The 24803-nt window shown below is 43.5% G+C and carries 14 protein-coding genes; 7 read left to right on the top strand and 7 right to left on the bottom strand.

Annotation, left to right across the window (positions count from 1 at the left end; all coding sequences use genetic code 11):
* Positions 1-11: 11 nt before the first annotated feature.
* Positions 12-9191: an RTX toxin gene (locus ATB74_RS03280; RefSeq protein ID WP_061016508.1), complete on the bottom strand. Its 9180-nt coding sequence runs from the start codon at positions 9189-9191 to the stop codon at positions 12-14.
* 254 nt (positions 9192-9445) lie between these two features.
* On the opposite strand from ATB74_RS03280, the gene ATB74_RS03275 reads away from it, so the two are divergent.
* On the top strand, positions 9446-11293 hold the full coding sequence (locus ATB74_RS03275) for a M3 family metallopeptidase (protein WP_061016506.1): 1848 nt from the start codon (positions 9446-9448) through the stop codon (positions 11291-11293).
* Between the two features lie 94 nt (positions 11294-11387).
* On the opposite strand, the gene ATB74_RS03270 is transcribed toward ATB74_RS03275, so the two are convergent.
* From ATB74_RS03270 to ATB74_RS23635, 3 genes are all read right to left on the bottom strand, one after another.
* The gene (locus tag ATB74_RS03270) at positions 11388-11699 is read right to left on the bottom strand and encodes a hypothetical protein (RefSeq protein WP_060980507.1); all 312 of its coding nucleotides are present in this window, start codon (positions 11697-11699) and stop codon (positions 11388-11390) included.
* 164 nt (positions 11700-11863) lie between these two features.
* Positions 11864-12895, bottom strand: a complete 1032-nt coding sequence (locus tag ATB74_RS03265; RefSeq protein ID WP_061016503.1) for a porin — start codon at positions 12893-12895, stop codon at positions 11864-11866.
* 155 nt (positions 12896-13050) lie between these two features.
* Complete coding sequence (locus ATB74_RS23635) at positions 13051-13338, bottom strand: DUF3187 family protein (RefSeq protein WP_432215313.1); 288 nt, start codon at positions 13336-13338, stop codon at positions 13051-13053.
* A 304-nt stretch (positions 13339-13642) separates the two neighbouring features.
* Between ATB74_RS23635 and ATB74_RS03260 the strand changes: the two genes are divergently transcribed.
* Positions 13643-14437 carry a response regulator transcription factor gene (locus ATB74_RS03260; RefSeq protein WP_081090050.1) on the top strand — a complete coding sequence of 265 codons (795 nt, stop codon included), beginning with the start codon at positions 13643-13645 and terminating at the stop codon, positions 14435-14437.
* 87 nt (positions 14438-14524) lie between these two features.
* Here ATB74_RS03260 and ATB74_RS03255 read toward each other — a convergent pair whose 3' ends face one another.
* Both ATB74_RS03255 and ATB74_RS03250 read right to left on the bottom strand, forming a co-directional pair.
* A complete protein-coding gene (locus tag ATB74_RS03255) occupies positions 14525-15358 on the bottom strand; it encodes a regulatory protein RecX (protein WP_060980510.1) in 834 nt (277 codons plus the stop codon).
* Positions 15359-15549: 191 nt separating this feature from the next.
* Entirely contained in the window at positions 15550-17154 is a 1605-nt protein-coding gene (locus tag ATB74_RS03250; RefSeq protein ID WP_061016501.1) for a mechanosensitive ion channel family protein, read from the bottom strand.
* A gap of 252 nt (positions 17155-17406) precedes the next feature.
* Between ATB74_RS03250 and ATB74_RS03245 the strand changes: the two genes are divergently transcribed.
* The 4 genes from ATB74_RS03245 (at position 17407) to ATB74_RS03230 (ending at position 22051) form a co-directional block, all read left to right on the top strand.
* Complete coding sequence (locus ATB74_RS03245) at positions 17407-17655, top strand: hypothetical protein (protein WP_017062732.1); 249 nt, start codon at positions 17407-17409, stop codon at positions 17653-17655.
* A 912-nt stretch (positions 17656-18567) separates the two neighbouring features.
* Positions 18568-20631 carry a protein-disulfide reductase DsbD family protein gene (locus tag ATB74_RS03240; RefSeq protein WP_061017714.1) on the top strand — a complete coding sequence of 688 codons (2064 nt, stop codon included), beginning with the start codon at positions 18568-18570 and terminating at the stop codon, positions 20629-20631.
* Between the two features lie 3 nt (positions 20632-20634).
* Entirely contained in the window at positions 20635-21204 is a 570-nt protein-coding gene (locus ATB74_RS03235; protein ID WP_061016499.1) for a protein disulfide oxidoreductase, read from the top strand.
* A 127-nt stretch (positions 21205-21331) separates the two neighbouring features.
* A complete protein-coding gene (locus ATB74_RS03230; RefSeq protein ID WP_061016497.1) occupies positions 21332-22051 on the top strand; it encodes a DsbA family protein in 720 nt (239 codons plus the stop codon).
* Between the two features lie 315 nt (positions 22052-22366).
* Here the strand turns inward: ATB74_RS03230 and ATB74_RS03225 are convergent, their stop codons facing one another.
* On the bottom strand, positions 22367-23383 hold the full coding sequence (locus tag ATB74_RS03225; RefSeq protein WP_060980514.1) for a succinylglutamate desuccinylase/aspartoacylase family protein: 1017 nt from the start codon (positions 23381-23383) through the stop codon (positions 22367-22369).
* 376 nt (positions 23384-23759) lie between these two features.
* Between ATB74_RS03225 and ATB74_RS03220 the strand changes: the two genes are divergently transcribed.
* Positions 23760-24713 carry a porin gene (locus tag ATB74_RS03220; protein WP_061016495.1) on the top strand — a complete coding sequence of 318 codons (954 nt, stop codon included), beginning with the start codon at positions 23760-23762 and terminating at the stop codon, positions 24711-24713.
* The last annotated feature ends 90 nt before the right edge of the window (positions 24714-24803 follow it).

Below are 24803 nucleotides of genomic sequence, written 5' to 3'. Positions count from 1 at the left end.
GTACATCTAACTTACAGCGTTAAATTATTGTCTTCTATCATTTTTTGTAGAATCTGTGCTTCTAATGCACTACTGCTATCACCTTGGTACAAGTCATCATATGTAACATCGGCGAGCAAAATATTTTGCTGAACGTCATCGTCTCCATTGGTCTTGATAGATATCGTTACGCCTTCCACTGATTCTTCTAGATCGAGGTATTGTGTTGCACCGATACCAGTCGCTATGCCTAAGCCTCCTAGAATCCCCGACAAATCAATTGCATCCGTGTCCGGTGACGCATCAAAGTCTTGAACCACATCGTAGCTTGGTGCCTCAGCGCTGCCCAAACCTGATGATTCAAACACAAAATTGTCAGAGCCTGTACCGCCAATCAGCAGATCGTTATCGTCTGTCGCGGTAATCGTAGAATCTCCTTCAGCGACAAACTCAATCGATACGGTTTGGGGTAACCCGACCGCTTGGTTATTGCCTATCTCTGCAGACGGCTCTATCGTTAGGTCAAATTGATCACCACTGTTGTAGCCTCCTGTTATCGCTAGGTTAGGCACATCTGCCAAGTCCACCACGTATTGTCCGCCGACCGTCGAACCATGTGAGAAGGTCAAACCAGCAGGGATGTCATAGATGGTGATAAAACCTTCCTCTGAATCAGCGGGGTTAACCAAAGAAAGATCTAAGCCTAGAGGAATCGTGCCGCTTGCTTCCGCGACTATTGATGGATATTCAACGCTCAGCAACGGAGCGTCAGGTTCCGGTGTGATAACCAAGGTCATATCTTGTGAACTTGGATCACCAATATCTGTGACCAAGTCACCAAGCACCGTATTTTGGTCGACAGTTTGACCAGTAATCGTGATGTCGAGATTGCCCCACGCGTCGCCAGCAAAGAATTCGAGTTCATCCACAGAGCTAGCAGCAACGAGGATCGTTGCTTGTGCACTACCATTACCTAAAGAAATAAATGAAGAGGTCTCAGAGCCAATTCGAATTCGATCTAGCCCGACTAAACCTGATGGATCCGAAGTCGAATTCACCGTTACGGTAATTGATAAGAACTCATCACTATTAGTCTCAAAACTATTGGCATCGAGCGGTATAACAATGCCGTCATCCTCGCTACCAGATAGTTGCTCTGGCAAGTCGAAAAACTCAACTTTGTCACCTATAGGGTTAACACCTACAGTAAATTCAGATTGGGTATAACGGATATCCGTCGTACCAATTTCTTGAGTAATCGCCTCTAGAGACAGATTAATGTCACCACTAAAGTCTCTTGGTGGCAGAATGACTAGATTAGATAACTGACTTGGATCTAACTGCCACTCATAGGTAGGGTTTCCATCGAAGGTACCGCCATCAGCACCATTGTTTGGAACCAGCTCATAGTTGTCTCCGATTTTAATCGCGACAACTGCGCCTTCAGGAACTCCCTTCAACGAAAGCGACATATTTTCAGAGCCATCTTGGTCAATCAGCTCTGCGCTAAGTGATGACAATGAAATGTAATTATCTTCGTCTCCGATAATATCTTCTGTTATCAAGTTCGCCGCATCAGCGACTGGCTCAACAGTAATAGTCACGACTGTCGTTTTATCTTGCGTATCCGTTTCAGTCACGCAATCTGCTTTATCGGTAATATTTGCTGTCACAGTGAGGGTGATTTCACCACTATAATGCTCAGGTGGCGTAACTAACACATCACTCAAACGGCTAGGGTCTGTGACCGTCCAAGTCCCATCACCATTGTCAACTAACAGCCCGGTGTCTGTTGGAGTTTCAGACAAGGTTGCTCCATTAGAAATACTCACCGTCAGAGAGTTAACAGTTTCTTTACCAGTCGCGCTGTTACCTTCACCTGTTATTAACTGCCCTGTTTCAACGCTGTCACCAAGGACTAGCTCAAGATTAAGGTCTGTCGCGGTGTCTTCTTGAACGGTTGTAGCGTCAGTCACGACCGTAATGTCGTCCACAACGGGTAGAACTTGAATACTGATTGTTTGGTCTGTTGTGACGGTATCTCCGTTACAAGGAGAAGTCTCAATGGTTTCAATCGTAAAGTCGATACAGCCAGCAAAGTCTTCATCTAAGCCTGTTAACGTAAGCTTAGAAAGACCATCTGCAGTGATTGAATAACCGACGATCTCACCAGAAGCATCGTATTCAGCAATCACACCATCACCGGAGATCTCAACGCCTTCAGGAAGTGAATCGGCAGGAATATAGAAAGAGATTTCATTGTCTGGATCACTGCCAACATCGGTGTTTAACAAACCAGTAAGATCAATATCTTCCCCTTCAGGTGTTTTAATTTCGCCATCGGGTTGAATCGGGCTTGGTGGACCAACAGGATCACAACTGCCGCCACCGCCATCATGACCAGTAATTTGCAGCGGGAAAGTCGCATCAATATATCTCGCATCTTCGCCATCAATCACACGAGCACGAACCACAATATCCAGTACCGGAGTATCACTTGGACTGGAAATCGTCGCATTATCTAAAATGTACGCTGCAAGCTCTTGGAAAGAGTCACTCGTTAGCCCATCCGCCGATATAATCCAGTTCCCCGAGCTATCTTGCGCGGCACCATTAGGGTGCTCAACAATCAACGAATAGCCGTCGGGAATTTCGATCAAAATATAATCGAGGTACTCTGACCCATCGATATCCGCGTCGACGAATGTCACGGCGTTAGATATATCAACAGGCGAGCCATCTGTACTCTGTAACAGCTCTGTAGAACCTTCTAATCGAGTATCTAGTTCGACACGAGCATCTACGGTCACACTAATAGAGCCTGCAATGTCTTTAACAGCAGTTGCACCCGTTGGAGAAGTGTCGGTAACTTGATAGGTAATTGGTATTGAGAAGGTACCACTCAAATCTTCCGTTGCAGTTACTGACAATCTCCCACTATTTAAAAGCTCAGCCAAAGTTGGCGTTGTGCTATCCAATAAACTTTCTAAATCTAAACCTAAAGCAGGCACTTCAATTATACTGCCGTCGAAATAAAGAGTGAGATCTGCAGGTAGGCTATCAATGACATATCCCGTCAAGGATTCGCTGCCATCAATATCCTGATTCACTGAAGGCTCAAGGTTAAGGCCTATTTGACTATCTTCGATCCCTTCAGTACTCACCACTTGACCGTCTTTTTGATCAACAACAGGCGCTAACTCTACTTTAAGTGTCATCGGAAATTCGCCCGAATCACCATCGGGCTCAGTTGAGATAGCAATAACGGTGAGTTCTAATTCACCACTAAAGTCAGGAACCGGCTTGAGGTACAGGTCATTCAGTTGAGCGTTAGATACTTGGAATACAGGTCCTGTAACACCATCAACATACGCAATCGTCAGTGATACTGGCTCACCCAGCGCATTCACCAGCAAAGTGCCTTCCGGAATGTTGGTAAGCAGTATGTTGATCTCTTCTGAAACATCGTCATCCGTCGTTTGTATGAGGAAGTCGAGCTGTATTAACCCATCTTCATTTAAGACCGATTGGTTGCTGATGACTTTACTGTCACTGTCGTATTGCCAATGACCATTACCACCGTCTACCGCGATAGGTTCATCCACCACACCTTTCAAAAAGATGTTGATGGTTTTTGTATCACTTGACGCTTGCCCATTGATAGGAATAAGTGAATCGACCGTCGACTCGGTCGCTATCGCTGTTACGTTTATTGACAGGTCTTCAGTAAAGGAACTGATGTCTTCTTTAGGCTGAATATAAGCAACACCATTGGCGATTGCTTCGGCAGTGACTGAATAGGAATTATTGCCTATCTTTGCGGTACCATCACCTTCAACAGACCAACCATCTTGAACTTGGATAATATAACTTAACGATTCAGAACCATCGGTGTCGGTAAGAGTGCCTTCAATGACATCTTTGAGATAAATAGCTTCATCCTCTAATCCCTTATAATCTTTCACTGATAAATGCGGAGTATCTGCATCCGGTGAAATTTCGACCACTACGGTATTGACAATATCGGCTGTTTTATCACCAGGATCCGCGAAGGTATTACCCGATTCTGTTGCGACCGCAGTAATCTCAAATTCGAATCGACCCGCTAGGTTTTCATCGGCTCTGATTTCCATTTTATCGATTTGGTTCTGCGTGTACGCTTTACCCTCTTTAATTGAGGCTCCATTCAAGGTGATATTTAACCCATCGGGAATACCACTAATGGTGTAGGACAGTGCTTCAGAGGAGTCTTGGTCGACGAGTTGAGCGGTAATATCAAGCTTAATAGGGTCAGCGTCATCTTCTACAGATTGATAAGTGAAGACCGAGTCTGACCAATCCGGCGCATCGGCTACAGGTAAAACGGAAACCGCAATATCGGCTGTGAGTTCTTTTGGAACAGTATCCGTGCTAATGATGGCGTTAATCGCCAAAATAACCGTCGACGTGGTGTTAGATTCATGGAGGGCCGGACGATAGGTTAACTGTCCATTAGGACCAGTAAACTGACTATCAATCGCTGTCAGCTGACTTCCTGATAAGGTGACCTTGCTGTCAACAACTTGAAGTAGCACCCCATCAAGGTACAAGCTACCACCGTTTAGCGATGCTTCGGAGAATTCGATAGCCGTAACCGTTTCGCTTTGGTCAATATCACCTGTTGAGACACTGACGACAATAATCGCATCGTTATCTTCTGTGGTTTCAGAATCTTCATAACGAATAAAACCTTCGTTATCATCCAATATAAGCTCTGCGTTACTAACGACTTCATCGCCATCCGCATCTCGCACCAAGTAATCAATGTCATCGACAATCTTAGGATCGGCAGGATTAGTCGTTACATTCGGGTTCGTAGTTAACTGGTAGCTACCATCTGGTGAGAGCGTAAACTGGCCGTAAGTGGAACCGCCATCATAATCATTAATTAGATTGATCGTGATTGGCGTACCTGCGTTATCAAAGGTATACGTGATATTTCGATAAGTGAAGCTAATAATTTCTGCGCCGTCTGCGCCTGCAAATTCTTCGGTTAGGAACTGTCCATTGAGGTTATCACCCTCAACCATTTCAATAGAACCATCTCGAGCAGTCGGAACATCATCTGTTACGTTGACAGAATAAATAGCAGGATCAGAACTGTCTCCATCCGCATCATTAACTGTCAGTTCAAAATTAAGAGCTAGATTGTTTTCACCATCGCCCGTGGCATGGTCTAGTGGTGCGTAGAGATCAAATTCAGTGGTTCCGTCAGTATTAAAGCGAATCCTAAATACGTTGTTGCCGTCAGTATCTTGCCCATAATACCAACCATCAGAATCAGCAGCTTTAAGGGAGAGCACTTTCCCAGCACTGGTGTAACCAAGGCCATCAAAAGCAGCAGTGTTTACTGTGACAGAGACAACATCATCGGAGCCCTCAATAATACCCAAAGAAGGACTGCTATCTTCTACTCCAACTTGCTGACCATCTCCTAGTAAACCATCTTCATCAACTGAGATACTTCCAGTCACCGAGATTTCAGGATCTTTACCATCATAGATCTTAATATCAGACTCTTGCGTGTCTCTCGAGCCATCAGAGTCAATGGTGACGATAGAAGCTGGAATCGTCAGCTCGGTGTCTTTTAAACCTGAGCCGTGATCAATGGACTGATACAGCTCAATAACGACATCAACGTTTGTCGAACCATTGGCTTCAAGGCTGAAGTCATCGGGTAATTTGATTTTGAAAACAGCATCGCCATTACCAAGAACAGCATCAAAAGTACCATTACCGTTATCACGCCAAGTCAGTGCTTCACCATTACTGGTTACCGGGACACCGTCGCTATCAAGAACAGCTTGGCCTGTGGTTACATCCAAACCTAAGAAAACCAGAGGGTCATTGCCAGCGGTAACAGCCAAGCTCACGTTTGCTGTTGACCCAACTCCCGATGGAGTACTATCAGCAACAGGAATTTCACTCAATTCAACCATTCCAGAACCAATCGTTGGCTCGCCGCCATCAGTCACTGATACATTCAAGGTTAACTTGGTTTCATCGTTGTCATCATCTCTAGCGGTGACAACAAATGGTAGTTCGTCTGTAATATTGTCTTGGTCAAGCCCTTTGAATAGTTCAAAGGTGTAAGTGACATCAGTATCCGCTTCACCTGACGGAGAGGTAAAGCTCAAGGTAAAGGCTTTGTTTTCTGCACTTTCCGAGCCGATATAACCGACCAGTTCGCTTCCATCAGCAGAAACCACATAAATGATCTGTACGCCCCCACTAAATAACTGCGGCTGATCTGCAGCATCGAAAAATACGGACTCGACAAAGTCACTTCCAACGTTGAGATTGAACGTTCCTGTATCAGAAACACTGCTGTTAATAAGATTTGCTTCGTCCACAGCAGCATTGCTAGTTGAAGTTAGTACTGGGTCGACTCCATCTTGGATAATCCAATCGAATTGCCCTTGCTCTAAAGCAGTACCATCTAAATCTTTCCCATCAATAATAAGTGGTAAAGTAATAGAATCGTTGCTGATCAGGTGGTTTATAGGCTGCTCTAACACTAATGTCACATCTGCTAGAACATCAATCCCACTAGCAACTGCACTCAACGTTAGCGTGAATATCGTTTCACCATTTGCTTGTGCAGTAATCGCTTTACCATCATTGGCTAACGTGTAAGTTAGAGGAAACACCTCATCTCCAGTCGTCAAGCCCAAGGCGTCTAGCTGCACTAAGGTATTGGCATTAAATACAATCGAGGCGGGATCTGGATTATCTGAGCCTGCGGAAACAGTAAACTGACCGACGACAGTTTGGACTCCATCAGATACATCACCTTCAGAGCTGGTCGTTGTCCCATCGACAACTAACCCCGTATCACCATCAAAAATATCGATGACTGCCGTGCCATTTCCGAAATCATTGCTGCTATCGCCTGCGACATAGTTGAAAGTGATATTTTGAGCTACGGTGTGATCTAAGTTTCTGTTGGCGACAAACGTCCAGTGACCATTTGCAAAAACAGTTAAAACACCTTCATCAAGAGTAAATGATACAGGGGCACTGCCTGATATTGTTTGGGTCGACCCATCAACTTCAACGCTTTTTATGGTTAGCTGGGTATCAAGATCGATATCGTTATTGAGTACATTGCCGGATACCACCTCACCTTCAATAACTTCATAAGATTCATCAAAAATGAGTGGGTCCGAGTCTTTGATCACAATAGGTAGATGACCAATAACGAGCTCTGTGGTGCCGTCCGCATCCGTTTGTAAACCCTCAATAACCAGAGCGGTCTGAATTGAATCTAATCCGGCCTCTTGATCGATCGCCTTAAAGAAATTGATGTTTACGTTACTACCGGAAATAGCAGCATCGAATACAATTTGGCCATCGCTTCGTGTTCCAACCAGGCTTTGCTTGTCAGCCGATACTGCGACGGTGATCGTTAAGCCTTGAGAGGTTAATGACTCAGCTAGACTTTGATCATCACCAAACGAGAAGTCTGCAAAATCGATGCGAATATCGGATGTTTGTGTTTCATCGCCAAAAATACCGATGACGTTTTCCGAAAACACCACAGATTCAGGAAGAATAATCGTCGGCATGTCATCGATGGCCTCGTTGCCGACTGTATTGAAAACTTTTGCGTCAATCGTCCATTCCGCAGATGAATCTAGGGCAGAAATATCAATATTCTCCACCAGCCAATTACCCGCAGAATCAACAACACCTTCAAAGACTAGGGTCTGAGTCCCATCGCTTACTTCAATGTAAACTGGCAGCCCTTCTGCAACATTGGTTGTACCCTGCATCGTGGTAAGTTGGCTACTACGAAAGGCCAAAATGCTAAAGCCGTCTAACGTATCAATATCAATAACAGGCGAGACGGTATCAATAACAATGACCCCTGTACTATTTACCGCAGTAGCTGGGTTACCAGCTATATCAATAGTATCAGCCTCGATGGTAATACTACCGTCAGCAAAACTCGTTAAATCCACACCTTCCACAGACCAAGCGCCATTGACTACCGTTGCCGTCAGCACGATAACATTGGTGGTGCTGTCTGAAATACGGATGTTTACCGTTTGGCCATCCTCAACATTTTGTACCGTACCGTAGAATTTAGCGGATTGAATTTCGAAACTGTTGAGGACACCATCTCCGCCATCATCAACGCTTGCAGTAATACTCGCAAGCGTATCCTTAACGATGATGTCAGTCGCTGTGGTTGGGTTTCCGGCGATATCGATAGTATTGGCAACAACGGTCAGCTCGCCTTCTGCAAAGCTTGAGTAGTCTTGAAGAGTCAGAGTCCATGTATCACCGGATACAGTCGTTGTGTAGTCTTGTGTGAGACCTTGGCTATCGGTGATTGAAATGCTTATCGTCTGGCCATCTTCAACATTAGCAACAGTACCGACTAAAACCCCGCTGGAAATTTCGAATTGGTTGTAAAACTCGTCACCAAAGCCATCAAAATCGACATCGATTGTGGCTAGGGTGTCTTTGATTGTAGAGTCGTTGGCAGCAATACTATTCCCAAATTCATCAGCGATAACCGCATCGACCTTGAGGTCCCCTTCAGCCAATGATGAGAGATCAACGCCGTTTACTACATAAGTTTCATCGCTTGTGATTGCCGTTGTGGTTACCGTATTACCATTAATGTCAGTGATCGTTAGCAGAACGGTACGCCCGTCTCGAACATCCACAGCCGTACCCGTAATCGTGACACCAGGTACTTCGAACTGGTTTTCGTAACCGTCACCACCATCTAAAATATCTACGGTTAACGCAGCACTCGGTAAAAGTATGTCGAGGTTGCCTTCATTCGATGTTGCGTCGTCTTCAAAGTATTCTGTTGGTCGAGTATCAAAACCGGCTTCTGCCAGGGTTTCGTCTAGTGTAGATCGGACATAGGCAATAAAAGAGGCACTAGCGCTAGGTTGGTCGTTTGAAGCACTCGGCTGTTCTGGCGAGCTTTCAATGTTGTTTACAAGCTGTGTCACAACCTTTTCCAACTGTTGTTCTACAGCTTCTATTTGTGGTTCTGTCAGAGGTTGAGTCTGGTCCAAGTTTTGAGGTTCAATACTCACCACTTGCACGCCATCGACCTTCGCTTGCGTAGCGGGTAATAGCTGCCAAGTACCGTCAGGAAATACCTGCCAAATTACCCCGCCAACTTCGATATATAAAATAGGATCCATCCTAAACCTCTTCCTTACAAAAACGCTGACCTTGAGAGCATCAATTTACTCAATAAAAGGCTGGAGAAATCAGCGAACTCTCTCTCATAAATACTAGCAAACAACAAATCATTAACAGTTAATTAATTACCATTGATACGCTGTAAAGTAAACCGATATGCTGTGACTTGCATTCAGTTATATCTATCGTCACAAAATACATTCAATGAATGTGTCATAATGTTGAAATTACTGGTTAATTTTCAAGGAATGTCATGACTGCAACGAACTATCTCAACCAATTGAATCAAAAGTATCTTGCGACTCATAAAGCGAAAGAGGACTTCTTTTGGGATACCTATATGGGAATCAGTGACGACCACGATGGTTCGACACTCGCGCAGACTCAGTGGACCGAGTTTCTAAGCTCTGCCGAACAGATTACCGCTATTGAAATGCAACTTACTGCGATCGATGAAATTCAAGATCCCCAAGAAAAAGAAAGTACGTTTATTGGCTTAAATGGTTGGTTAGCGACCTTTAGAGCTCACGCTATTGAGTCTGAGCAGTCACAGAAGCTTAAGGCAGACCTCATAAAATTTGAGGCTGAACTGTTTGAGAAAAAACAAAATCACGTAATGACTTACGTAAATGAAATGGGTGAAGAAACAGAGGGCTCCTTACCAGTTCTAGGCTCAGCAGTTAGAAGTAATAGTAATGAACAAGTAAGGTTTTCTGCACACCAAACACTATTAAATTTAGAACAATGGCTGCTGACTAACGGATTTATTGAGCTAATCAAAAAGCGTAATAAGTTTGCTCAATCTCTAGGATTCAAAACATTTTTTGATTACTCAGTCGTTAAAACTGAACAGATGACCACTGAGCAACTGTTCACGATTCTGGATGACTTTGAAACACGTACCCGTGATAGTCACCAACAAAGCTTGAAGAACCTAGCAGAGCAAAAAGGTCAGAGCGCCCTCGAAGGCCATAACTTCACCTACTCTTTTGCTGGTGACGTAATGAATGACCTCGACCCTTATGTTCCATTCTCTAAATCACTAAGACGCTGGGTTGAATCTTTCGGTCGCCTGAATATCGAATATTCACAAGCCACACTGAAGTTGGATCTGCTTGATCGCAAAGGTAAATACCCAAATGGTTTTTGTCACGGGCCTATTCCTTCGTTCTATGACCAAGACACCTGGGTGCCAGCTCAAGTCAACTTCACAAGTAACGCTAAGCCCGATCAAGTAGGCAGCGGCTATGATGGCATCAACACACTATTTCACGAGGGTGGTCATGCGGCGCATTTTGCTAACGTGAAAATGAACGCACCGTGTTTCTCTCAAGAGTTTGCACCAACCTCGATGGCTTATGCCGAAACGCAATCCATGTTCTGTGACAGCTTGTTGAATGACGCAGACTGGCTCAAACAATACGCGCTTAATGCAGATGGCCAAGCAGTACCTGACGAGTTAATCAAAGCAATCATCGATAACAAACAACCCTTCAGAGCTTATCAAGAACGCAGCATTTTAGTGGTTCCCTATTTCGAACGAGCACTTTACGAATTGGCAGATGAAGATCTGACGCCTGAAAAGATCACCGCTCTCGCTCGTAATATTGAGAAAACGATTCTTGGATTGGCTTGTAGCCCTCGCCCATTAATGGCAATCCCGCATCTATTGTCAGATGAAGCGTCTTGCGCGTATCAAGGTTACCTGTTGGCTCATATGGCGGTGTATCAAACTCGTGCATATTTCACCGATAAGTTTGGCTACTTAACGGATAACCCAGAGATCGGCCCTTTGTTAGCTAAGCACTATTGGTACCAAGGAAATAGCGTGAATCATAATGGGACAATCGAAAGCCTGACTGGTGAAGGTTTTAATGCCAAATACCTCGCTGACGAGTGCAACTTATCGCCAGAGGAAGCATGGGCTATTGAGGAGCAAAAAATCAAACAGCTGTCGACAAGAGAGCGTGCACCAGTTGCTGATTTGAATGCGAAGATATCGATCGTTGATGGGGCTACCGAGTTGGCGAATAATGACAAATCAAACCATCATATGTGTGATGAGTTTGAGCACTTTATCGTTGGGCAATACGGTCGATAGATTGTGTTTGAGCCTCTGTAACAAAAATTGAGTTCAAAACTAAAATGAAAAAAAGGACGATAAGTTATCGTCCTTTTTAGATTCAGCTTGGGATCTATATCGTGAAACATGCTGAGCGAATTTTGCTATTAAACTCAACATCAACAGAATCAACACTTCTTAGTGATTTTCGATGAATGCCGAATACCTGCCCCGTCAAAACAATATAAAACTTTTCTGTTTTGAGTAAATTCCAAGCTTCATCAAGAGACTCAGCATAAACCTTGTTCTTGAGATCTTGTGGACGAGTACCAGCGGCTCTTCCATGTTTACGTGCCAATTCAAATAGTCCGTTTCGATTCGGTTTACATGTAAACAGGGTGTCATTTCCGTAAATAACACCCTTGGCAGTAATGCTTTCAACCATTACATTTCTCCAAATAATAATTCCACTCGTAACACTTGAGTGGCATACCACATGTCGATTTGTGGATGCTTAAACTGCGAAAAGAAGAGAACATGGTGTAACGACCGGGCAAGCTATTACACCATTACCATCAAATTTCTTAGAAGCTCTCAGAGTTCAAGTTCTTAGAAGTAGTAGTAAGCTGCTGCAAATACGTGAGTTTCTTCATCATATTGCGCGCTAGTTTTGCCTACACGGTAGCCATCTAGGTCTTGCTTGATATCAATACCCATGTCAGCGTTGTCAGCAATACGGTACATTGCCGCGATGTTGATGTAAGAAGCATCTACATCGGCTTCGCCATCAAGCTCATTGCTGCTAGATGCGTAACCCGCTGCGATTGTCAGATCTTCAGAAACTGTGTAACCACCCGAAACGTAGTAACCAGTGTTCTTAGCAGATTCACTCTCTTCAATCCAAGAGTTCATACCTAGTTTAAGAGCACCAACCTTAACGTTACCTGTTACTGTGTAAACTTCGTAATCAGCATCGTCATCACGAGCTTCATAACCAGCGTATAGGTTGAAGATTTCTTGCTCTAAACCGATGTAACCGTTAATGCCTTTATCTGCATCATTATGATCGTCACCTGTTTCAAAGTAAGAAATACCGTAAGCGATACCATTGCTTGCACCCTGGAACTTAACCACGTTGAAGCCGTCTGAAGCATCGCCAGCAGAAGCACCAAACTCGTATGTGTTGTCGCCTGCGCCATCCACTTTATCTAGCGCTGTATCGTTTTCCCAACCGAATGAAGCGATACCAAAACCAGTGTCGAAGCCAAGCCACGCCTTGTCTACGTCTGTTGCAGGGCCAGTATCGATACCGTTTGTCCAGCCAGCGGTTGCTGCATTCTCTGAAACGTTGTTATCAGTGGTATAGTTGATCATCATGTCAGTTTCAAAGTAACCAACAATACGGTTGTTACGGTAGTTTACCGCCAGAGTAACGCCGGTTGCCCAGTCATCGTAAAGCGCTTTAGAGCCAGTGTCGTAGTAACCACCAACACCGAAAGAACCTGATACTGAGAATTGATCTTTGTGCATTGAGTCAAATGCAAACATGTCTTCGTTTTGGCTGTTTTGGCTGCTTGTGTTTACAGCGAAAGCTGAACTTGAAATGCTCGCAATCGCAAGTGCTACTAATGTCTTTTTCATGATAACCACTACCTATATATTGATTTGGCCTTGTTAGTCCGGCCTTTTGGAGTGGCGCTATTGTTCAAAAAAATACGTTATTGATATACCGTAAAACTACTGAAACTTTATAATCGAGCTGAATTAAATTAAATAATGATATGTTGATATTGCCTTTATATTGAGAATCGAAAGCCGAGTGTGAAACCAATATCAGTACTATTGTCCATATTGCGAATATTTTCGATCATCAGAGCTTCTATCGCGAGTTGATGCAGACGATAGCGGTACCCTGCAACCACCTCGTTGGAAGGTTCAGAAAAGTCCGGGGCACTGGTCGCCCATATACTGGCCTGTGTATAAGAGGATTTGAATTCAATGGTTCCAACTCTTTTCGGCTGAGCAGAACGAAGTTGTGTTGAAAGCACATTTGAATGAATGGGTGACTGAGCATACACAAACATTGGAGAATTATTTGCATGTGTAACGGAATGAAAAAAAGTCAATATCGATACTGAAATAGGCAACAACGCCCTTGAACTTATCACAGTGTTTACTCAGTTATAGAAATGCCCGATTCTATTAAAAAACACCGCTCCATTAATGCGGTAAATATACTGCTTATCACTCTGCAATATAGAACCAAGAGTTATAAAAAAAACGGAGACTAGAACCTCTGATATATATAAAAATCTTATCTTGCACTGAGCTAGTTGAACGAATATCTTCTGTGCATTGACCCAATGAATGTATCGAGTAAGGAAAAACGTGTCTGCTTTAAACCTAAGTTTTGAACAACTATTAATGAAACAATCAACGTCACTTATTAATAGCGATCCTAAGAACTTTCAAACAACTTGGTCAGAAGCAAGTTTTGACGTACTCGATTGGTTTGGGATCGATCGTTTAACGCTATACCCTAATTCAATGGTTTTACTTGAAGATGGGAAAACGTGCTCGGTTTCCAAAGCAAACATACCTCCTGTCGACAAGAAAAGTTTGGTTGGCGGTAACTATCTTGATTACCTAAAGCTATTGAAAACCAATGAAACTTATCTCACTTTTACCAGTGACGAGCTCGTTTCAACCAAAAACTATGTGTTAAAGAAGATCTACAAAGAAGGAGGGAGGTGGCATTGCATCATTCCTTTACAGCTGTTTAACCAACGCTGGGGAGCATTGTCTTTCACTAACTTTCACGACAACGATACCACCTTCGATCTCGAAGATATCCAGCGCTTAAAGTTAGTCTGCGAGCTTTGGCTCTGTTATTGGCAACATTCAACGTTAGCCAGAACTCTAAAACAAAATGAGAACTTGTTAGAAGATGACAGTGAGAAACTATTGTTACTCACAAAAAAACAAACCAAGGTTCTGGCTCTGATTGCTCAAGGGTTTAGTGCAAAAGAGTGTGCCGATAAGCTTCACTTAAGCTCGAGAACCATTGAGTCACACAAGTACCGCATGCTAGGTATGCTGAATCTAAACAGCCATAATGACCTTATTCAGTTCGCCTTACGCAATGGTTTAGGTATTGCAGAGAACCTGCATACAACACGTTAGAACAAGTTGTTCGATGCCCTTCTGCTGTTTATATCTTAACGTTCGATGTTTCTTGAGTTCAGCTTTTCTTAAATTCAATTACGCGCGCTACTCATTGCCTTCACTCAGAGCAAATTTGATCTCGTCAGAAGAGAACCCTTTTCGACTTAGCATAGCGTAAGCCTTAGAGCGTTCTTTATGATCGTTTAGATCATAAGATTTCTTCTGTAACTGTTCTAAACACGAAGAATAGAAGTCTAGTTGCTCTTCATTAATCAATCGTTCGATGAGCGATGACAGTTCACTTGTGTCGATTTGTCGTTGTCTAAGTTCTTGCTGAATGGCAGTCAGGCCCTTGCCTTTACGAGCATACTTCAACACCTCTTTTTCCAAATCGGCTTTCTCGGCCTTAATTTGAATGTTACTTTTCAGTTGATGCGCTTGTGGGTGCTGGTCAATCGCTACCTTAACTTGTTGATAGCTAAAGCCACGCTTTTGCAGGGTCGCGACAAGCTTTTCACGGCTCATGGTAAAGCTTGAGTAGTAATGGTTGATTCGGTCTATCAAGATGGTTTGCTCATCGATAGACTTTTCGAATGACACCTTATGGATTGCATCAGAGATCACTGAATCGGTCAGGCCCTTCTTCTTCAATTTTTCGACAATGTATCGAGAACCAAATTCACCAGAGAAAGCTTGTTCCACAAATTGTTCTGCAAACACTTGGTCAGACTTGAGATACCCAAAGCCTTTCAGAGTCCCTAAAGTTTCATCGATCCATTCTTGATTGTCGGTTTTCACTTTGAGCTTCGCAACCAACTCACTTTCCGTCATATCCCTCTGAGTTAAATGCCACATCGCAGAGTTCATAACACTTTCAATTCGCGTCGCTTTTCTTACCGTTGTATTTCTACTATTCGTTTTTTGCTGTGAATCATCCATTCGCTTTCAACTGTCCAGATTGAGCCTACCCCATCATAACTTAATTCTAAGATGGGTGGAGTGACATAAAGAATGAAGCTCAATATAAACGGCAGCCAAAAAAAATGGACGCTTATTCAGCGTCCATTTGATATCACATTAAGAATGACGGCTCGAAGCCACACTTAGCTTTTTCGTATTAGCTCTTTCGCTTAGTTCTCTTCGTGATTGTAAATATGTACATCTCGTTGAGGGAATGGAATCGTGATGCCTTCTTCATCGAAGCGTTTCTTCACGGTTTCCGTCACATCCCAATACACATCCCAGTAGTCATCAGTCTTAACCCAAGGCCTTACGACAAAATCTACAGAAGACGTATTCAAGGTATGAAGCTTGATCATATGCTCTGGTTTTTTCAACACTAGAGGGTGCGCAACAATGATGTCGTTCAATACCGCTTTCGCTTTATCGATATCATCTGAGTAGCCAATACCGAAAACCATATCAACACGTCTCACACGCTCTGCCGTGATGTTGTTGATCACGTCACCCCAGATTTTGTTGTTTGGGATCACCAAGCGTTGGTTATCGATAGTTTGAACGGTCGTCGATACTAAGCTCATATCTTTTACCGTGCCTTGCACGCCCGCCACTTTAACCATGTCGCCCACATCATAAGGACGGTAGATCAAGATCATCAAACCCGATGCAAAGTTAGATAGCGTATCTTGCAATGCGAAACCAATGATGACACCTGCAACACCGAAACCAGTAAGAAGTGGTGCTAGCTCTATCCCTATTTGAGACAGTGCAATAAGCAAACCAATAAACACGACCGCTTTAGATGCAATGGATACAAAGAAGTCCTGCATCAAGACACTGAAGTCCATTTTTGAGTGCGAAACACTCTTACGAACGGTCTTACGAGCCACGTTAGCTATAAGGCGAGTTACATACAAAATACCGAGAAACAGAGCGAGTTTAACGATAAAAGAAGGGGTATTTTCAAAAGCCCATGAACTAAACGAACGAAGCCAACCATCCAACAACTCAAGTGCAACATCAACATCCAATACATCGGCATTAATATCTCCCGTCGTCGACAGCAACACTCGCTTGTAAGAGGTAACATCCACCCCAAAAGGTTCCATTAGGGATATGGTCTCTTCTAAGCTAGCAACCATGACACTAGTACGCTCATTAAAGCGTATTAGCTCCTTTTTGATGGTCGCTTTCTCTTCTTCAGTGACAAAAGACAAACGTGCCTCTTGGTCTTGGCGCTGTGTGTCAGTGTAAAGAATGGCATTGGTTAGATACTTGGAACGAGATATTAGAGCCATCTTGAGCTTATCTTCGGAGACAGTAACATCAACGCCACGCTCTTTAGACCAATCTAATGTCTTAGCAAGTTGCTGATAATAAGCATCCATCATTCCGATTCGTTTTTGAATTCGTAACTCTAGAGGTTTCTTAGCATCACCTTCTGCTGAACGATTTTCTTTGCTCAATGTAACGATTTTAACTTCATTCAATGCCAACAGTTTTTCTAAGAGTTCAACCTGCTGAGAAAGAATGACATCAAGTCCATCTTTTTTGTCAGATGATAATTGAGAGAATATCTCTTCACGTAAGGCTTGATTCTTACGCCTTAATATATCCTCAAGAAAGGGCTTCTCTGCATCATGCGCCGTTTCTAATGTTGCCAGATCGAGCATTAATTGATCTTGTACTTCTGCTATTTTATCGACACTTTGTGCAAAACTTCCAAATGCAACAAACGCCAACATTAACAATAGACAACGCCAAACCTTCATCATATTAATTCCTATTACTGTCTAAATTGACCCTATAAATAGTAGTAAAAAGAATATGGATAACAAGCATTTAAACGTATGTTATGTTAAAACTTCGCAAATTATCAGTCAGCTTCTAATATTTGAGAGTTCCAATCCCCTCTTATGACCTGTAGAGTACGCATCCAACAAAGAACAACGGCCAATATATTCACTCGGGCACATGCACTAAAGCGCCTTAAATACGATGTTGGCTCACAGCAAGAGAGCATAAAAATGAACAACGAACTTGATATTATTGAGTCTCTGGAAGAACTAGAACAATTCCTAATTTCAGTGGAAGCTGGCGGTTTAGGTCTTGAAGGCGTTGAAGGCGTAGGCATGGCAACCAATAATTCAGATGGTCGTCACTTCGTTGCTGTATTCAACAGCAGCCACAAAGTTCTGCTTGCTCGCTGGATCACCAAAGAAGTGTTTGATAACGGTAAAGACTTGGTACGTAATGGCCCTCGCCGCACTCACTAAGCCTTTCCAATAGCACCAATGATTAAAGCCCAACACGTCCATCGACGATCTGTTGGGCTTTTTTGTATCACCTCATTATGAATAACCCCGTCAATACACAATAAATTCTCAATAAGTGTCGATTGTTGTGAACTTTAGCTCGAGCTCAATGTCGTATTCGCATGAATTGGGGTTTATGCGTCGTTTATCGTGTATCTTCGGTTTCCCGCGTTTATACATAGTTTCACTTTAACCATTTTATGACTTGTGACGCGAAGAGAACTTATCTAAGCTAGCCACAATTCAATGAGCTCGCTTTAACGACTAACAGATTTGATTACTGACTAATTTGCTGAACACATCGCTACTTTTCTTATCCACACAGAACCGCCGACAAAAGCACTCGCTTTGGGCGCTCTTCCTTACCGGACTGGTTATCATAACTTGTCTGGCAAGTACTCTGGCCGTAAAGAAAGTATCGTTATCTGCATCCGCTAATGGTCAATCTGTCCTGGTTGATGCACAAGCTCACACAGAAACCAGTAATCCTCAAACCGACATTGCTTCTTCAGAAAAAATGGCTGCTCTATACGCCAGCGTTTTCGGTTTAGAAGCCTCAAAAATGTTAACGTCTCCCAATTCAAGTTCATGCAGCCTAAGTTCGAAAATGCTGACCTTTGCCGCCCCGAAAACCGGCTGGCTGATCCCATTCGTACTTATTATTGCTGTTGCATTTAACTTACCTCCTCACATCTCGAGATTATCTAGAGACAATCATCGCTCTACTCGACCTACAAAACACCGATTGCATCTAAAGCACTGTATATTTAGAGAGTAAATAACCGGGCTACTACACCCTTTTATTTATTTTTTGGAGATACATTTGTGTACAACACACTACTAACTAAGTTTGTCGATTCATTGGCATTCTCTATGCGTACATGCGCGAAAACCTTAGTCACTGCCCTTTTGGTTATGACGTCATTTACCGCCTTGGCACAGACAACGGGCTGGCTTAGTGTGCCTGAGCATCCGCCTGTTAAGATGCGAATGATGTCGACAGGTGAACAGTCGGATGACGGCTCTAAGATCCAAACCGTGCTCGATGTCGTGCTCGACGGCGACTGGAAAACCTATTGGCGCAGCCCTGGCGAAGGTGGCATTCCGCCAAGCTGGGACTGGTCTGGTTCAACAAACATTGAGTCAGTAGATTGGCATTGGCCGATACCTAAGTATTACGAGCAGCTTGACGTCATGACGTTAGGTTACAAAAAGCACGTCAGCTTTCCTGTCACGTTAACCCTGAAAGACAACACAAAGCCTGCAATATTCAGGGCGTCGTTTACCTTTCCGTCGTGTACCAATATCTGTGTGTTAACCGATTACGATATCGAACTGCCGATTGACCCACAAACTTTAGCGATCGATCAAGAAGCGATGTTCTTGTTCAACCAAGGCATGAGCCAGTCGCCACGAGAAGCTAACCGCACTTCGGTGAACGGTCTGTTTTGGGATAAGAGCAAGCAGCAATTGGTTACTCAGCTGACAAGTAAAGATGGCTGGGACAAGCCGATGGTGTTGATTGACGGGCAAGAAGTGATTGATGACTTCTTCTCTCAACCAAGCGTCCACATCACAGACAATACAATGACAGCCGTATTTGATGTGAGCAACTGGATCGGTGAAGTCGACTTAACGGACCGTACAGTGAGTGTCACTGTTTCAGACACTAATTTTGCCGAAGAGATGACGGCTCAAGTTGGGTCACAACCGATCACTTATCAAACAAGCAACAACGGCTTTCTGGCAATGATTGGCTTTGCTTTAATTGGTGGTTTGATCCTCAACATCATGCCATGTGTGTTGCCAGTATTAGGAATGAAGTTAAACAGCATCATTCAAAACCAAGGTGCATCTAATCGTCATATTCGACTGTCATTCCTAGCTTCTGCTTCAGGTGTCATTACATCATTTGCGCTGTTAGCCCTAGGTATGACCGCTCTAAAAATGGGTGGTAATGCGATTGGTTGGGGAATCCAATTCCAAAATGTTTGGTTCATCGGGTTCATGCTGATCATCACTTTGCTGTTCTCGATTAACCTGCTTGGGTTATTCGAATTCAGACTACCGTCAGGTTTAAACACTTGGATTGCAACCAAAGGCGATGACTCACATTCAGGCCACTTTGTTCAAGGCATGTTTGCAACGCTGTTAGCAACGCCGTGTAGCGCGCCATTCCTAGGAACCGCAGTCGCGTATGCACTCGGAGCAAGCTATCAAGAGTTATGGGCAATCTTCATCGCGCTTGGTATCGGTATGAGTGCGCCTTGGTTGATCTTTGCGCTATTCCCAAGCCTAACCAAATTGCTTCCAAAGCCTGGGGCGTGGATGTTCAAAGTTAAGCTGGTGTTTGGCTTAATGATGTTCATTACCAGCTTATGGCTAACAAGCCTTATGAGCCCATTCATTGGTAAATTCCCAACTATCCTGCTGTCGCTATTTATCGTGATTTCAGTATTGGTTTGGATTGGCCGTAAGTTGGGTCGCAAGGTGCTTATTCCTATCGTCGCTACCACAACCTTGGTGTTTGGTGCTGCATTGATCGTCGGCAGTGTCACCGCTGATAACTGGGCGACTCCGATTATTGACGATCTCGCTTGGCAAAAGCTGGATGCGAAGCAAATCCCTCAGCTCGTTGATGAAGGCAAAACGGTCTTTGTTGATGTAACTGCTGATTGGTGTATCACCTGTAAAGCCAACAAAATTGGCGTCATTCTTCAAGATCCTGTCTACAGCCACCTGCAACAAGAAGACATTGTTTTGATGAAAGGCGATTGGACAACACCAAGTGAAAGTGTCACTCAATACTTACAAAGTAATGGGCGATTTGGTGTGCCATTTAATATCGTCTACGGTCCAAGCTATAAAAACGGTATTCCACTGCCTGTCATTCTCAACAGTGACACTGTCGTTCAAGCCATCGATGCTGCGAGATAACTGATGAAGACTCCCAACAATGAAGAGAAATCTAGCTCGGCTGAAGACAGCACTGTAAAGAGTGAGGCCAAAAAGCCAAGTCGTCTTAAGAAGTGGGGAAAGGAACTGGTTTCAATGATACTTATCGTTGGCGTGGTTTCATTCGCCATGGACTTTTATCACAGCAGAAGTATGCCTCAGGGCGATGCGGTTCCAATTGTGGGTCAATCGCTCCAAGGCGTAGATATTGATGTTATCGAGCTAAGCAAAAATGGTAAGCCAGTCATTGTCTATTTTTGGGCGACTTGGTGTGGTGCCTGCAAATTTGTGAGCCCAACCGTCAATAGCTTCAACGACTCCCATCAGGTGGTTTCGGTCGCTCTATCGTCTGGTCCAGACGAGCGTGTCCAACGCTACTTGGATGCAAAAGAATATGACTTCCCTGTTATCAATGATCTTTCTGGATCAATCAGCAGAAGTTGGGGCGTTAATGTCACTCCAAGCATCGTCATCATCAAAGACGGAAAGATCAGCAGTATCGCAACAGGCGTTACTTCTCCTATAGGACTGTGGTTAAGAACCTACTTTGCCTAACTCGCTCATAAAGAAAAACAGAGCAAAGCTAAGTGAATAAACCGACTCAGCCAGTTTAACAAACAACATTAATGTGAGCGCAACCCAATAAGCGCTCACAATTATCACGAATTAGAGAAAAGACAATATGAAAAAGCATCTGATAAGCGCACTGATTTTAGGCTCACTATTGAGTACTAATGCCTTCGCCGAATTAAACAAAGAGCAAACTCAACAACTTGAAGAAATTAATCAATTCCTGAAAGAGAACCCTTCAACAATTTCTGGGTTGCATACCAGTTTAGAGCAGTACGTAGCAGGTCAAGAGCAAGCGAAGAAAGCCCAAGCGGAAAGCCATGATTGGTTATACAACAATGACGCTCATCCGATCCTTGGTAATCCAGATGGCAAATCGGTCATCGTTAATTTTACCGACTATAACTGTCCTTACTGTAAGCGCTTGGAAAAAGGCTTGGTTCAATTAGCCTCTGAAAACAGCGATATTAAAGTGATCAACGTATACTTATCGTTTAAGCAGCAACAGGTTTCAGGTCTAAACACCAACGCAGCGCTATACGCGATGAAGGTATGGAAAGATAACCCAGAAGCATTCCCTGAGGTTAATAAATTATTGATGGCGAAAAGCGGCATTCACTCGAAAAGCTCACTAGAGGCCGTTGCCAAGAAGACGGGAACAGAGACGGAGCTAAAAACAACTCAAGAACAAAACCAAGTTCTAACCACTAACCATCAAACGTTCAGTGCACTCGGCTTAACGGGCACTCCAACCATGATGATGAACGGAAATGTTTTACCAGGATATGTGCCTTACGACCGACTTAAAGATATCGTGGATGACGCTTTTTAATTGAGTGTAGTTAGAGATAAAGATTCGAAAGAGAAGTGAATAAAAGCCGACTCGCGTAACTCGCAGTCGGCTTTTTGATGAGCTTAAGATAATGTCTTCAATATTATTTTTGACACAGATAAACAGTCGAAGTGTCACTATCTTGCAATGGATTCTTAATCTACCCTCGCTACTCTAAAAGCAGTTCTCTCGATGAGTCCAAGACGGGTTAACTCAAGAAAACTGTCCTTTGACCGAGCCCTGCTCGGTCTTTTTTTTACGCGTTTTAGATAGCGACACAGTGCATTAACACTGAAACGTCCAATCGACTGAGCCCTAACTTAGCAAGCGACAAACAAGTGCACCTGGCTCCCTTAACGCATCCACGTTATAGCTAAGGACACGTCCAGCAGACGGCGCGTGATAACGGCGACACTCATTTCCAAAAGCATCGTATTGAATGGCTAACAAATCATCTTGCTCCACGCTTTGTAAAAGCTCGACCTGAGGCAAAACAAAACCACCAATATCAGCACGAATAGACACCACACTGTTACCTTCAATCCAATCCATACTCGGCAGCTGCATTTTGTCTGGGTTATTTAGGTCAATTTCGAACATTTGATAATAAGACAGCATGTTAAAAACACCATCTACCGCTCGTTGAATCATGTCAGGCTGAGTAAACTTACCCATCCCCACTTCCACCGTGATGCTTGGTATTCCACTTCGATTCCAAACTGTTTCTAAAATACCTGGGTCGCCAGGGTCATTCAGAACACAATCGGGCTGCATCAGCCTCGCCATCTCCAAACATTGTTCAATTCGATAATCAGCAAACACATAGAGTGGATAGACTGCACCACGAGTTTGAGTGTGGAGGTCAACGGCAAAGGTGGCATTATGCTTAAGTAAGCGCTCCCACAAAGACGCAACAAAGCGCTCCGCTGCCAAGCCATTAGCATCACCCGGAAAGAGTCGATTAAGATTGGCAGGGCAAGAACCCGGATCCGAAGATATAAAATCACGGCTATGGTTTAGCAAACCAGACAAATTCACCGTAGGTACAATCGTTACCGTACCTTTGAGAGTTTTACCGACTAAGTCTCTGATAATTTGCTGTGCAGCCAACACTCCGTTTAACTCATCACCGTGAATGCCGGCAGTGATCATCAACTTAGGGCCTTCTTGACTGCCTTTAAAAACAGAAACCGGCATGTTCTTAGGTTGCCCTAACCCATCACTGGTGACTTGAAACCAAAACTGGTGCTCTCCAACGGGTAGGTCTTCAACATTCAAGGAGCCAATAACCTGCCTACCTTGTAAAACATCGCCTAAGTACTCTGTTTTCATCCAACGTCTCCATCTTGTTGAGCAAAATCGATTCTCTTCTAAGTTTTTGCATCATAGAGGATATCTTAACCAGTACAAGCAGTTAATCAGATTAACAAGCCCTGAAGCGCTCCCAAAATTCACCACCATCGACATACGTGATTCCGAGGTAAACTTGTCAATGTGACCTTTGAAATACGCGCAACTTGTATAACTATTCACAGAAAACTCAGCCTCATGAAATAAAAGTGCAATAAAATCAACACTTAAAAAAGTTCCCCATTCACGAAAATGTAATTTTATGGAAATGAAAGCTTAATTTGTCTGATCTAAATTAGCTTCATATCGAAACGGAGAGCACATTGCTCACGGATTTTAAAATACAAGGTAAGTGATTATGAAAAAGGCAGTTCTAGCTTCTGCAGTGGTAGCGGCACTAGTTTCAGGTTCATCTCTAGCAGCAACAGTTTACAGCTCGGATGGTACGGAGCTTAAAATTGGCGGTCGTGCGGAAGCTCGCTTCAACGTCTCTGATAACAACGAAAGTGCGTCTGACAGCTCTTTTAAAGACAAGTCACGTGCCCGTGTAAATATCTCAGGAAAGACTCAAGTTTCTGATGAACTATACGGCTTTGGTAAATATGAAGCTGAGTTTACAGGAGACACAGCTGTTGGTGTTAACGGAGAAAAAACTGACTCACTTACTAACCGTTACTTCTTTGCTGGTCTTGGTACCAACTTCGGAGAATTTTCTTACGGTAAGCAAGACTCGGCTCAAGTAATGTTGACAGATATTACAGATACGATGGCTACATTTGGTGCAGATGCCGCTGATGCTGTCGCTGGTAACAAAGACAAACGCGAAAACAACTTCCTTTACTCTGGCGAATTTGACGCGTTGACAGTTCAAGCAAACTACATCGCAGCCGATGAAAAAGATGCGGACAGCTTTGGTCTTGCTGCTATGTACAACTTAGGCGCTTTTGATCTTGGTGCTGGTTACGTTTCTCAAAAGAATGGTAACTTCGATGATGACCAGATTAACCTTGTCGCTCAATTCTCGATGGATGCGTTTACTGTTGGTGGCTTATACACAATGGCTTCAGTTGCAGATGAAGATTACACTGGCTACGAGCTTTCAGCTATCTTCAAAGCAACTAAGCAGTTATCACTAATTGGTGTATACAACTACGGTGAGTTCGATAAAGCGGCTGACGAAGAAGCAAATAACTTTGCTGTTGAAGCGGTATACAAGTTTAATGGCCATATTCGTACCTATGCTGGTTACAAGTTTGAACAACTAGACAATAAAGATGACCAGCTACAAGCGGGCATCCGTTACGACTTCTAATCTAAATCGACTTTAGATAGAGGCTAAAAAGGTTGGGCAATGGCTCAACCTTTTTTCATGTTCAAATATTCTGACTGACTTCATCGATGC

The sequence above is a fragment of the Vibrio splendidus genome, from assembly GCF_001557875.1.
GTDB classification, from domain to species: Bacteria; Pseudomonadota; Gammaproteobacteria; order Enterobacterales; family Vibrionaceae; genus Vibrio; species Vibrio splendidus_F.
This window is presented reverse-complemented; position numbering and strand designations above follow the sequence as displayed.

Coding starts and splice junctions, on each gene's coding strand:
- ATB74_RS03280 (WP_061016508.1), bottom strand. CDS start 9,191: ATGGATCCTATTTTATATATCGAAGTTGGCGGGGTAATTTGGCAGGTA.
- ATB74_RS03230 (WP_061016497.1), top strand. CDS start 21,332: ATGAAAAAGCATCTGATAAGCGCACTGATTTTAGGCTCACTATTGAGT.
- ATB74_RS03240 (WP_061017714.1), top strand. CDS start 18,568: ATGCGTACATGCGCGAAAACCTTAGTCACTGCCCTTTTGGTTATGACG.
- ATB74_RS03225 (WP_060980514.1), bottom strand. CDS start 23,383: ATGAAAACAGAGTACTTAGGCGATGTTTTACAAGGTAGGCAGGTTATT.
- ATB74_RS03235 (WP_061016499.1), top strand. CDS start 20,635: ATGAAGACTCCCAACAATGAAGAGAAATCTAGCTCGGCTGAAGACAGC.
- ATB74_RS03245 (WP_017062732.1), top strand. CDS start 17,407: ATGAACAACGAACTTGATATTATTGAGTCTCTGGAAGAACTAGAACAA.
- ATB74_RS03255 (WP_060980510.1), bottom strand. CDS start 15,358: ATGGATGATTCACAGCAAAAAACGAATAGTAGAAATACAACGGTAAGA.
- ATB74_RS23635 (WP_432215313.1), bottom strand. CDS start 13,338: ATGTTTGTGTATGCTCAGTCACCCATTCATTCAAATGTGCTTTCAACA.
- ATB74_RS03275 (WP_061016506.1), top strand. CDS start 9,446: ATGACTGCAACGAACTATCTCAACCAATTGAATCAAAAGTATCTTGCG.
- ATB74_RS03265 (WP_061016503.1), bottom strand. CDS start 12,895: ATGAAAAAGACATTAGTAGCACTTGCGATTGCGAGCATTTCAAGTTCA.
- ATB74_RS03220 (WP_061016495.1), top strand. CDS start 23,760: ATGAAAAAGGCAGTTCTAGCTTCTGCAGTGGTAGCGGCACTAGTTTCA.
- ATB74_RS03250 (WP_061016501.1), bottom strand. CDS start 17,154: ATGATGAAGGTTTGGCGTTGTCTATTGTTAATGTTGGCGTTTGTTGCA.
- ATB74_RS03270 (WP_060980507.1), bottom strand. CDS start 11,699: ATGGTTGAAAGCATTACTGCCAAGGGTGTTATTTACGGAAATGACACC.